Source organism: Streptomyces malaysiensis subsp. malaysiensis (assembly GCF_040653035.1).
Lineage (GTDB): Bacteria > Actinomycetota > Actinomycetes > Streptomycetales > Streptomycetaceae > Streptomyces > Streptomyces malaysiensis.
The window spans coordinates 24070-35739 of the sequence record NZ_JBEZNG010000017.1 but is presented as its reverse complement, the minus strand read 5'-3'; the positions used below and the strand labels follow the sequence as shown (position 1 = coordinate 35739).

10 protein-coding genes and 1 tRNA gene are annotated in these 11670 nt (G+C 73.6%); 6 read left to right on the top strand and 5 right to left on the bottom strand.

The features are described 5' to 3' along the window. Nucleotides 1-167: 167 nt before the first annotated feature. The 3 genes from AB0E24_RS29205 to AB0E24_RS29195 all read left to right on the top strand — a co-directional run bounded on the left by AB0E24_RS29205 (nucleotide 168) and on the right by AB0E24_RS29195 (nucleotide 1571). On the top strand, nucleotides 168-533 hold the full coding sequence (locus AB0E24_RS29205; RefSeq protein ID WP_069863913.1) for a DUF8844 domain-containing protein: 366 nt from the start codon (nucleotides 168-170) through the stop codon (nucleotides 531-533). A gap of 128 nt (nucleotides 534-661) precedes the next feature. Beyond that, complete coding sequence (locus tag AB0E24_RS29200; protein WP_283886536.1) at nucleotides 662-1441, top strand: bifunctional DNA primase/polymerase; 780 nt, start codon at nucleotides 662-664, stop codon at nucleotides 1439-1441. A 56-nt stretch (nucleotides 1442-1497) separates the two neighbouring features. Next, nucleotides 1498-1571, top strand: a tRNA-Lys gene (locus tag AB0E24_RS29195). 113 nt (nucleotides 1572-1684) lie between these two features. Here the strand turns inward: AB0E24_RS29195 and AB0E24_RS29190 are convergent. The 5 genes from AB0E24_RS29190 to AB0E24_RS29170 all read right to left on the bottom strand — a co-directional run bounded on the left by AB0E24_RS29190 (nucleotide 1685) and on the right by AB0E24_RS29170 (nucleotide 7345). After that, the gene (locus AB0E24_RS29190) at nucleotides 1685-2986 is read right to left on the bottom strand and encodes a nucleotide disphospho-sugar-binding domain-containing protein (protein ID WP_069863909.1); all 1302 of its coding nucleotides are present in this window, start codon (nucleotides 2984-2986) and stop codon (nucleotides 1685-1687) included. 97 nt (nucleotides 2987-3083) lie between these two features. Beyond that, nucleotides 3084-3791, bottom strand: coding sequence for an SDR family NAD(P)-dependent oxidoreductase (locus tag AB0E24_RS29185; RefSeq protein ID WP_102934766.1), 708 nt, complete (start codon nucleotides 3789-3791; stop codon nucleotides 3084-3086). Between the two features lie 143 nt (nucleotides 3792-3934). Further along, the gene (locus AB0E24_RS29180; protein WP_167501813.1) at nucleotides 3935-4885 is read right to left on the bottom strand and encodes a GlxA family transcriptional regulator; all 951 of its coding nucleotides are present in this window, start codon (nucleotides 4883-4885) and stop codon (nucleotides 3935-3937) included. Between the two features lie 90 nt (nucleotides 4886-4975). Then, nucleotides 4976-6211: an FAD-dependent monooxygenase gene (locus tag AB0E24_RS29175; protein WP_069863905.1), complete on the bottom strand. Its 1236-nt coding sequence runs from the start codon at nucleotides 6209-6211 to the stop codon at nucleotides 4976-4978. A gap of 309 nt (nucleotides 6212-6520) precedes the next feature. Then, entirely contained in the window at nucleotides 6521-7345 is an 825-nt protein-coding gene (locus AB0E24_RS29170; RefSeq protein WP_030836626.1) for an AfsR/SARP family transcriptional regulator, read from the bottom strand. Between the two features lie 183 nt (nucleotides 7346-7528). Between AB0E24_RS29170 and AB0E24_RS29165 the strand changes: the two genes are divergently transcribed. The 3 genes from AB0E24_RS29165 (at nucleotide 7529) to AB0E24_RS29155 (ending at nucleotide 11564) form a co-directional block, all read left to right on the top strand. Then, the gene (locus tag AB0E24_RS29165) at nucleotides 7529-7783 is read left to right on the top strand and encodes a hypothetical protein (RefSeq protein ID WP_359381408.1); all 255 of its coding nucleotides are present in this window, start codon (nucleotides 7529-7531) and stop codon (nucleotides 7781-7783) included. Between the two features lie 7 nt (nucleotides 7784-7790). Beyond that, nucleotides 7791-10187: a TOMM precursor leader peptide-binding protein gene (locus AB0E24_RS29160; RefSeq protein ID WP_359381405.1), complete on the top strand. Its 2397-nt coding sequence runs from the start codon at nucleotides 7791-7793 to the stop codon at nucleotides 10185-10187. 138 nt (nucleotides 10188-10325) lie between these two features. Then, a complete protein-coding gene (locus tag AB0E24_RS29155) occupies nucleotides 10326-11564 on the top strand; it encodes a sensor histidine kinase (RefSeq protein ID WP_231981439.1) in 1239 nt (412 codons plus the stop codon). Nucleotides 11565-11670 lie beyond the last annotated feature (106 nt).

Here is an 11670-nt window from a genome sequence, read left to right as displayed (position 1 = left end):
TCGTCACCGGGAGTGAGGGGTCCGGCCATGGTTCAGGGGGCGATGGGGTGGGGAGAGACCCCAGGTCGGCGGCGTACGGCGGGGGCGCCCTTGTCCTACGCGCGACAATGGAGACAACAGGACCACCACGAACCGTATGTGCCTCACGACCCAGGAGGAGAGATCACATGCCCGAGCCGGAATCGGCTCACGGCCGGCATGGCTCCGCGCCCCGGCGGCTGAAACCAGCGCCCCTGCTCTTCGAACCGGCCGCCGCGGCCTCGGACGAGGCGCACTTCTTCGACCTGGAGTCGATCGAAGACCCGCGTGAGCTGCTGTCCCGCTCGACGGAGCTGGCGCTGGCGTTCCGTGCGGCGACGGACCGGGCCATGGAGTTCCAGGCGATGGCGGCCGCGCAGCTCGCCGACCCGAGGCGGTTCGATCGGCTGACCCCCGCCGTGATCGCCGAGCGCGCCGAGTGGACCGAGGACTACGCCAAGAAGATGGTCGAGTTCGGTCGTGAGCTGATGCGGGGCGGCGAGGTGCCGGACTGACGGCACCGGACGGACGGCAGGCGTGAGCCCGGGGCATATGCGGGCGGAAGGTACCGGATACCGCCACCCGATGTCCCGGTTTCGTCTCATCTCTCTACACCGTCATCGCCGACGGTAAAGGTGGAAACATGAGCAGAACGCCTCAGGACTCACTTCACGCCGCCGTCTTCGTCACCCCGGCCGGTGCGGACTGGCTAGCCTCGGCCAGCGCCTCACCGCGCGGTGTGCAGGCCCTGTGGGCCGGGGCCCCGACCGCCCCCGTGACGCTGCCCTGCGGCACGGCGTTCGACGTGATCAGCATGGACGCGCTCTTCGGCCGCCGGGTGGTGGGCCGGTTATGGACCGACGGGCCCGGCACCGGGCCGGTCGCGGCCCAGGGCGGCCGGGTGATGCTCTTCGCCACCCCGGGGACCGCCCAGCGGCTGCCGGCGCTGCTCGGCTGGGAGGAGTGGCGCGCAGCCGCTCCCCCGCTGCTCTGCTACGGGCGGGGCGACGCGGTGACCGTGCCGCCGCTGTTCCCGCCGGACCCCGATCCACCGGCGACGGCGCCGCTGGAGCAGGATGCCCTGGAGCACAGTGCCCAGGAGCCGGGCGCGAGGGAGCCCGGAACCCCGGAGTCCGGCGTTCCGGAGCCCAGCGCCATGGAGTCCGGCGCCGTCGAGTCCAGCACTCCCGAGTCCAGCGCTTCGGAACCCGGCCTCCCGGAACCCGCCGTCCCGGAGCCCGGCGGAACGCGGGAGTCCACTCCGGCGCCATCGCCGCGCTGGCTGGTAGCGCCCGATGTCCGCAATCCCTGGCTGCCCGGCCCCGAGGTGCTGCTGTGGGCCTGTGTGAGGGCGGCCCGCACCGCCGGTAATGATCTTGTCGGCACGGCTGTGACCAGCGCACCCGCCGTCTTTCCGAGCTGAAACTTATCGATTTTCACTCCGTGGCGTCCGGGTGCTAAGGTCTCCTACGTCAGCAGGCGCCGCTAGCTCAGTTGGTTAGAGCAGCTGACTCTTAATCAGCGGGTCCGGGGTTCGAGTCCCTGGCGGCGCACAGACAGCGAAAGGCCCCTCACTTCGGTGGGGGGCCTTTCGTATGGCCTCACGCGCGGGGAGGGGCCTTCGCGTATCACGGCCGCTTCAAGGCCGGGTCGCGCATGACGGCCCTCATACGGCCGGGCCCGCGAGCCGGGTGACCGCCCGCACCGCCTTGTCCGGGCCGGGCATCGCGAGCGCCTCACGGCGCAGCACATGCGCCGCCGCGACGTACGAGGGCTGCTCCAGCAGTGCGAACAGGTCCAGCGCCAGCCGGGCCCCCGCGGCACCCGCCCCGCGCCGTGTGCCGTCGAGGGCATCGGCGGGCAGATACATCCCGGCGCCCGCCCGCGCCAGCCGCGCCCCGTTCAGCTGGTGCTCCAGACGGGGCGCGACGACCAGCTGCGGCACCCCGGCCATGGCGGCGGCCAGCACCGACGCGCCCCCACCCTGGTGGAGCAGCGCCCGGCAGCCCGGCAGCACCCGGTGCAGCGGCCCGGCGGGCGGCCGCCCCTCGGCGGCGCTTCCGACCCGGACGACTTCCACGCCCCGGGCCTCGGCGGCGCACAGAGCGACCCGTACGGCGTCCGGCGGACCACCGGCGTCGTCCCACGCCGCGCACACCCGCACCGGTCCGGAGCGCCTGGGGCCGCCCGGTCCGCGCCGCCCGTTCGACGCGGCGGCCCGGCGCCCGAGGTACGGCCCGGCACGGCGGGCCCCGTACGGCGACGGCGCCTCATCCAGGGAATTCGGCAACCCCAGCGGGCGCGTAGCACCCGGCGAGCCCGGCGGCGATCCGCCCTGGGGAAGGAAGCGCACCGGCAGCCGCCGCGCCCGCGAGGGCAGCGCGAGGCTCGGCGGGCAGGGGTCGAGCCACAGATCGGGCTCGCGCGACGGGTCGGCGCCGTAGCGCCGCATCAGCCGGGCGTAGCCGGGCAGCGGCGGGCCTTCGAGCCGCTGCCGGTCCAGCCGCAGGACGGCCGCGCTCCCCCACAGCTGACCGACGGCGGGCACCCCCAGCGCCCCCGCGGCCACCGTGCCCGCGTAGGCGCTCGCGTCGTGCACCACCACCTCCGGCTGCCAGCAGCGGGCGAAGGCCACCAGCCCCTGGGCCATCGCCTCGGCGATCCGCACCTGACGATCGCCGCACGCGCGCAGCACTCCGTGCTGCTCCGGGGTGAGCGCGGCGGGCCGCACCGGCCAGTCCGTCGGCCAGACGCCGCGCGGGCGCCGCGCCGCGTCCGGCGCCCTGACCACCGCCATGGGCAGGGCGCAGATCTGCACCGGCACCAGGCCGGCGCGGGCGACGGCCGCCGCGCATGCGGACGGCACCGCGACCCGCACCTGATGCCCGGCCTCGAGCAGGGCGCGCGCCAGCGGCACCATGGGGACGAGATGGGCACCCGAGGCCCAGGTCGTGAACAGGACGCGCACGGTGACCTCCCGCGGAGTCGAGCCGGCCGGACCGCCCCGTCCGGCCGATGGACATGACACCGAGCCGACTCATCGCATCCCGCGCTCCTCGGCGGGCTCAGCGGCGCCCCGCGAGCGTCAGCGCTTCGCCGGTGACCGTGCCGTTGGCCGCGGAGCACAGGAAGAGGAGGGTGCGGGCGATGTCCTCGGGGGTGGTGGGCGGCCGGTCGGGCGGGGTGGGCCCGGGGCATACGGCGTTGATCAGCACTCCGTCGCCACCCACCTCGTCCACCAGACCGCGGACCAGACCGTGCAGCCCGGCCCGTGCCACCGCGTGGAACTCCCCGCCGGGATCGCCGTCCGCCGCGTACGGCGCGGCCACCAGCGCGATCCGGCCCCAGCCGCGCTTGCGCATCCCGGCGAGGGACCACTGGACGGTGCGGATCGCGGGCGCGAAGCCGTCGGTGACCAGCGGCCGCCAGTGCTCCTCCGGCACGTCCTCGAACCGGGTGTGCGGCTCGCGTCGCGCACCCCTTCGCCCGGCGGTCGCCACCAGCACGTCCAGCCCGCCCCAGCGCTCTTCCACGGCGGCCACGACCCAGCGCGGCGACGCGGCGTCGTCCAGGGCATACGGCACGGCGAAGGCCCTGCCCCGGTCGGATCCGGACAGCTCGTCGGCCAGCGCCTCGGCGGCCTCGCGGCGGTGCCGGAAGGCGAGCGCGACCCGGGCGCCCTGCTCCGCGAAGGCGCGCGCGGCGGCCCGGCCGATGGCCCCGGTGGCCCCGGTGACCAGGACCGTGCGCCCCTCCAGGCCGAGGTCCAACATGGGCACTCCTCGCGGTCGTTCCCACTGAGAAGGCCATGGTCGCCGCCGTGACTCGAGGCAGCCTCGACTCGCGCCCGCCCCTGCCGGGATGTGGCGGCCGTCCGGCGTTCGCCGAACGGCTTCCAGCGTTTCGCAGAAGCGGCTTATCCGGCGTTTCGCCGGAAGGCGGAGCGGTAGCTGTGCGGGCTGGTGCCGACGACACGCTTGAAGCGGTCCCGGAAGGAGGTGGGCGAGCCGAATCCGACCTGGGTGGCGATGCGCTCGACCGGGTGGGTGGTGGCCTCCAGCAGATACTGCGCCTGGCGGATCCTGGCGCGGTGCAGCCACTGGAGCGGGGTGGTCCCGGTGTGCTCCCGGAAGCGGCGGTTGAGGGTGCGGGTGCTCATGCCGGCATGGGCGGCGATCTCGGTGAGGGTGAGGTCCCGTGCGGCGTTGTCCTCCATCCACCGCAGCAGGGGTTCGAACAGCGATCCGCGCGGTACGGGCGGCTGGTCATGGACGATGAACTGAGCCTGCCCGCCCTCCCGTTCCAGGGGCATCACGGAAAGCCGGGCGGCGTCGGCGGCCACGGCGGAACCATGGTCGCGCCGGATGATGTGCAGACAGAGATCGAGCCCGGCCGCGGCGCCCGCCGAGGTGAGGAACTGGCCGTTGTCCACATAGAGCACATCCGGGTCGACCTGGATCTTCGGATGGAGCTCGGCGAGCAGCGCGCCGCCGAGCCAGTGTGTGGTGGCGCAGTGCCCGTCGAGCAGCCCGGTGGCGGCGAGGGTGAAGGCCCCGGAGCAGATCGAGGCGATACGGGTGCCCCGCCCGGCCGCGTCCCGCAGCGCGTCGTTCACCTCGGCGGGGACCGGGAGCAGGGGGTCGCTACGGCCGGGCACGACGATGGTGTCGGCCTCGGCGAGCGCCTCGAGCCCGTACGGCGCCTGGAGGGCGAACACCCCGGCGTCGATGGTGGGGGTGGGCCCGCAGACCCGGACCCGGTAGGGCTCGCGGCCATCGGGGAGCCGGGTGCGGGTGAACACCTCGATCGGGGTGGCCAGATCAAAGGGGATCACCTGATCCAGCGCCAGGATCACGACAGTGTGCATGGCCTCAACCTAGGCCGTACGGCCTATGGCACCACCGCCGGGGTGGCGAGAAGCCGGTCCACCCACGAATTCCGGCCACTGCGCTTCGGGTCATGTCCGGCCGCACACTCCGGCGTCGGCGATACGGATCGACGGATTGCCGTAGGCCATGCGCTGGAGGATCTTGCGATAGAGCGGTGTACGACGCAGCGCCCGCGCGAGACGGGGGCGCACCCGGGTGGTGAACGCGCCCTGCGAGAGGATCGCCCGGCTCTGCAAGGTCTGCATCCGCATGACCGCCGCGATATCGGGCCCGCGCCGCCGCTCGAACTCCGCCAGCCGCTCGGCGCTGGTGTCGCCCTCGGCCAGGGCACGGGTCAGCAGGGGGTGCAGCACCACCGCGTCCTGCACCGCGAGGTTGATGCCCTGGGCGCCGATCGGGCTGTGGGTGTGGGCCGCGTCGCCGATCAGCACCAGACCGTCGGCGGCCCAGCGCTCGGCACGGGCGGAGAAGACATCGAGCACACCGAGATCGGCCGGGGTCCGGATCTGGTCGCGGATCAGCGTGGCGTACCGCGGCACGGCGCGCACCAGCCGCTCCTTGACATGGTCGAGGCCGAGGGCGGCCAGATGGCCGTAGCGCCGGTGCGGCAGGGTCCAGCCGATCTGGATCCGGTTCGGCCAGGAGCCGTAGACCAGCACCGGGCCGCCGCCGGTGCGGAACACCCGCACATCGCGGACCGGCGGCTCCTCCGGGGACGCGGTGAGCGCGCACCACAGGACATCCTGGGCGAACGCCTCGGCGCGGCCCGCCCCGATGCCCGCCAGCCGCCGGACCCGCGAGAACCGGCCGTCCGCGCCGACCACGACCCGCGCCCGTACGGCACAACGGCCCGGGGGTCCGTCGGCGATCACCCCGGCGATCCGCTCATCCCGCCGCAGCAGACCACCGGCCCGCCGTCCGGGCAGATAGCGGAAGCCGGGCGAGCGGCGGCAGCGGGCGAGGAGCTCATCCAGCAGATGGGGGCGCGGAACGCTCAACAGATGGTCGTACGGGGCCGGAAGCAACCGGTAGTCGGCCTCCAGCAGCACCCGCTCGCCCTCCATCACCAGGAACCGGTGGTGTTCATGGGCGCCGCGGGCGCGGGCGCCGGAGAGCACATCGAGCGCGTCCAGCAACTCCATCGCGCCGGGCTGGAGGATTTCGCCGCGGACCACGCGCTGATGCGCGCGGGCGCACTCCAGGACGGTCACCCGGGCCCCCGACCGCAGCATCAGCAGCGCCAGCACCAGACCGGCCGGGCCGCCCCCGACCACGCACACATCGGTGTCGATCTCGCGCATCATCGCGCCTCCTGCTGGTCGGGCTCCAGGGCCTGGGCACCGGGCGCCAGTGACACCCCCTGACGCTCCCTGGACGCGCTACGGCTCCGCTTGCCCGCGCGGGGGGATCGGGCAGCGGAGCCGTAGCAGGCCCGGCTGAAGGGCGGCGCCGGGCGTTTTTGGGGGGATGGTTCATCGGACGGGGACGGCTGGTACGGGACCTACGAGACCTGTGGGAACCGGACCCACGAGACTTCGGACGAGGGCGGTATCAGGGATCGACTGTCGGCTGTCGGCTGTAGCTGTCGGCTGTCGGTCTATTCGGTCGAGGGACTATGCGGCGAACAGGTCGAGCACAGGGCGGCGCCAGTGGCCGTCCAGGTCCAGATCGAGCGCCGGGTCGGAGGCGAGCACCGCCTGCTGGAGCTTCTGGAGCCGCGGCGACGGCTCCAGCCCGAGGTCCTCGACCAGCCTGGCGCGCAGCCCCTGGTAGACCTCCAGCGCCTGCCAGGGGCGGCCCGCGCGGTAGAGCGCGGCCATGCACTGGGCGTGCAGCCCCTCGTGCAGCGGATGGCGGGCCGTCAACTCGGTGAGCTCGGTGAGCAGCTCGGCATGGCGGCCCAGCCGCAGATCGGCCTCGATACGGCGCTCCAGGACGCCGAGCCGGCTCTCCTCCAGACGGGCCAGCTCGATCTCCAGAACCGGCCCGACCTTCACATCCACCAGCGCGGGGCCGCGCCACACGGCCAGCGCCTCGCGCAGCAGCAGGGACGCCTGTACATCGTCCCCGGCGTCCAGCGCCTCCCGCCCCGCGGCCACCAACCGGTCGTACTCATGGATGTCCACCGCACCCGGCTGGGCCTCCAGCACATATCCGCCGTAGCGCGTGGCCAGCACATCCTTGGATGCCTGCGGGGCCTGCGGGCCATAGGCGGCGGCCAGCCTGCGGCGCAGCTGAAGGATGTAGGTCTGCAAAGTGGTGAGCGCGCTGCGTGGCATCTGTGTGCCCCAGATTTCCTCCATAAGAGTGGGCACCGGGAGCATCTGGTTGGCGTAGACGGAAAGCAATGCAAGGATCTGGCGCGGCTTGCCCGCGCTCGGCACGATCGACTGACCGCACGCCTCGACGCTCAGCGGCCCCAACACCTTGATGTCCATGGTCGTGTACCTCCGTCAACGGTCCGTCAAGTGCCTCCTGGCCGCGCGGCCCTGCCACCGAGGCATCTAAGAGCCTCGCTTGTGGGCGGCCTGTGCGGCCAGTGCCGGAGTAACGAGCTCGATATGAGTTCCAGAGCCCCGCACCATGACAAATTCACACCCCTGGCGATGAGAGAGTCCGCGATGACCGATACGCCCGTCCCAAATGAGTCCACGAGCCCCGCCGGCCTGGCTTATTCCGCCGAGAACACCGAGGTCACCGGGGTCGCCGAGATCACCGAACGCGTCAGGTTCGCCGAGCGCGCCGGGGCCGTCGGGGCCGCCGAGGCCGTTCATCCGCCCGCCGAGGCGGACGACCTGGTCATCGAGGACCTCTCCGAGTCCGTCTGGGCTGTCCCCGCGGCCGGCATCTGCATTTGCACCGTCGGCGCCGAATGACCGGCCGATGACCGGCGAACTGGGCTTCACACCACATCTGCGGGTCGAGCCGGTGCCGGGCGAGGCCGTGTATCTCGTCTCCGAGCACGGGGTCACGGCGCTGCACGGGCAAGCGATCGCCGCGCTGGCGCCGCTGCTCGACGGGTCGCGGGACCTCGCCCACATCCTCACCGAGGCCGCCGCGCCCGCCCGCGCCGCGGGCCCGGCCGGCGCGGTCCCGGCCGGGCAGGCCGAGCGCGTCATCGCCCGCCTCCGCGCGGCCGGGCTGGTCTCCGAGCGGAAGCGCGCCTCGACCCCCGAGGCGGCGTACTGGGAGCTGGCGGGGCCGACCGCCGTGGGCGGCCCCACCTCGGCGCCCGCGCCCCGGGCGTCCCGCCCCGCCGTGGCCCCGCTGGTCCTCGGCTCGGCCGATCCGGGCGAAGTGGTCCGGGCGCTGCGCGCCGCGGGGCTGAGGACCGCTGCCTCGAGGACCGTGGGCGGGGCCGCGGCGGACCGGGGGGCGGTGGACGGCGATCCGACGGTTTCCGGGGCCGCTACTCCTCGCCGAGAGATATGTCAAATCGCCCCTCGTCAACATGGCGACACGGAACTCACCCTTGTGGTGTGCGATGACTACCTCGATCCCCGGCTCGCCGCCGTGGACGCCGCGCACCGCGCAGCCGGCCTTCGCTGGCTGCCCGTCAAACCGGTGGGCACCCAGGCGTGGCTGGGTCCGTTCCTCGGCGCCCCCGACGATCCGTGCTGGGTCTGTCTGGCCGACCGGCTGTGGCGCGGACGGCAGGCCGAGGCGTATCTCCAGCGCCGGCTCGGCCGCCCGGGGCCGGTGCCGCGCCCGCCCGCCTCCCTGCCCGCGAGCCGCGCCGCGGCGCTCCAGCTCGCCGCCCTGGAGGCCGCCAAGTGGCTTGCCGGGCACCGGCATCCGGGCCAGCGGGAGCTGCGCACCCTGGACAGCCTCACCGCCACCGTGGACCGCCATCCGCTCGCCCGCCGGCCACAATGCGCCGGCTGCGGCGATCCGGCGCTGGTCGCGGCCCGGATACGGGCGCCCCTGTCGCTGCCGTCGCCACGGGACCCGCTCATCGGCACCGACGCCGACACCTCCCCGCGCGGGATCGCCGACACCTCCCCGCGCGGGATCATGGAGCGCTACGGACATCTGGTGGACCCCGTCACCGGGCTGGTCACCGAGATCCGGCGCGATCCGCGCGGCCCGGCCGTCCTCAACTGCTTCCACGCCCGCCACCCCTCGTACGCCGGGGCGGGCCCCCACAGCGGTCTGGACGCCGTAAGGGCGGGGCTGCGGGCCGCCGCCCACGGTAAGGGCCGCACGGCCGAACAGGCGCGGGCGAGCGCGCTGTGCGAGGCCCTGGAGCACTACAGCGGCCATTTCCAGGGGGACGAGCCCCGTCAGCGCGCCCGCTATCGCGATCTGCGCCCGGACGACGCGGTGCATCCGGACACCGTCCAGCTCTTCGATCCGCGGCAGTTCCGGGACCCAGCCCTCCCCGCGCGCCACCGGATCAACGATCCGTTCGACGAGGGCGCGGAGCTGGACTGGACCCCGGTGTGGTCGCTCACCGCCGAACGCCACCGGCTGCTGCCCACCGCGCTGCTGTACTACGGCGCCCCGCAACCCCCGGGCGGCCGCTGCTGCCGGGCGGACTCCAACGGCGCGGCGGCCGGCGGCACTTTGGCCGACGCCGTCGTACGGGGCTTTCTGGAGCTGGTGGAACGGGACGCGGTCGCCCTGTGGTGGTACAACCGCACCCGGCAGCCCGCCGTGGCCCTCGGCGCCTTCGACGACCCCTGGCTGGCCGAGGTGCGCGCCGCCCACCGGGGCGTGCGGCGCGAGGTGTGGGCCCTGGACCTCACCACGGACTTCGGCATTCCGGTGGTCGCCGCGCTCTCCCGGCGCCTCGACAAGCCCGCCGAGGACATCACCCTCGGCTTCGGCGCCCACTTCGACCGGCACACCGCGCTCTGCCACGCCTTCGCCGAGCTCAACCAGATGCTTCCGGCGGTGGTCGAGGCCCGTGCCGACGGCGGGGGCTACGGCGCGGCCGAGCCCGAGGCGCTGCGCTGGTTCCGCACCGCGACCCTCGCCGACCACCCGTATCTGACACCCGATCCGGCCGCCCCGCCGCCCCCGATATCCGGCCCCCCGGAGGGCGACGCGACGGCCGCCGTAAGGGAGTTGGCGCGCGGGCGCGGGATGGAGCTGCTGGTGCTGGACCAGACCCGGCCGGATGTGGGACTGCCGGTGGCCAAGGTGTTGATGCCCGGGATGCGCCCGCACTGGGCCCGGTTCGCGCCCGGCCGGCTCTTCGACGTACCCGTCGCGCTCGGCCGGCTGTCGGCCCCCACGCCCTATGCGGACCTCAACCCGATTCCGTTTTTCCTGTGATTCCCCGTGACACCCGGTAACTCTGCGTACACCATGAGCCTTCTACGCGGCCTCTCCACCTCCACCGAAGATCGGATACTCTCGGGCAAGCCACCCAATCCGGCTCGACCATCCGGAGGACGAGTGCAGGGGAGCCTCTTGCCCGACGGTGCCGGGAACCACCCACCGCGTCACCATGACGATCTGGCGCCGCGTCTGGCCGTGGTCATCACGGTCATCGTGCTGGTGGGCTACTTCTCCGTGGCCGTCACCTATGTGGTCGACGGCAATCGTTCGGGCGGGACGATCGACGCGGCGATGCTCGCGCTGGCGCTGCTGCCGATGACCGTCCTGCTCTGCCTCCAAATGCTGCACTCCTTCCCCGGCCTCGCGCCCCGGCTCAGCCGCGCCCGGCACTGGACGCTGGCGCTCCAGGCGGTGCTGACCTTCGCCCCGTTCGCGATCTTCAAGCACGCCTGGCTGGGCATGCCGGGCTTCCTGGCCGGCTCCTCGCTGCTGGTGCTGGTTCCGGCGCTGGCATGGCCCGCGTTCGCGGCCATCCTGCTGTGCACGGACGTGCTGCTGTTCCAGGTCGGCTTCGGCTGGGGCCAGGTCGCGTACACCTCGGTCTCCACCGCACTGACCGGGCTGGTGGTCTTCGGGCTCTCGCGGCTGTCCGGGCTGGTCGCCGAGGTGTCCCGGTCCCGGGCGGAACTGGCCCGGCTGGCGGTCGCCCAGGAGCGGCTGCGGTTCTCCCGGGATGTGCACGATCTGCTGGGCTACAGCCTGTCCACGATCACCCTCAAATGCGAGCTGGTGCACCGGCTGGTGCCCCGGCAGAACTCCCGCGCCCAGCAGGAGCTCTCGGAGATCCTCCAGACCTCCCGTCAGGCCCTCGCCGACGTACGGGCCGTGGCCAGCGGCTATCGCAAGATGTCGCTGTCGGCGGAGGCTGCCACGGCCCGCTCGATGCTGGCCGCGGCGGGCATCAGCGCCACGGCCGAGATCGACTGCGCACCGCTGCCGGAGCTGGTGGACACGGTGCTGGCGAGCGTGTTGCGCGAGGGGCTGACCAATGTGCTGCGCCACAGCAAGGCCGACCACTGCGCGTTCGAGGCACGGCGCAGCGGCCACCGGGTGTGGCTGACCCTCGTCAACGACGGGGTCGGCCGGCCGTCCACGATCCTGCGCGCCGACAGCACGGACGGCGGCAGCGGAATCGGCAACCTCCGGGTGCGGGTGGAGAACCTCGGCGGGCGGCTGCGCGCGGGCGTACGGTCGGACGGCTGGTTCGAGTTACGGGCGGAGCTGGATGTGTCCGTGGCCGCGCCGCGGCGGAGCGGCCGGGAGCGCGGCTCGGAGGAGGAGTACGGCCCGGGGCCGACCGTGACGGCGTGACAGGGGCCCGTGGCGGCGTCACAAGGCCCGTGGCGGCGTGGCCCGCGACGCGCGGCGAGAACCGGGGCGGCGCGGCGAGAACCGGGGCGGCGCGGCGAGACTGTGG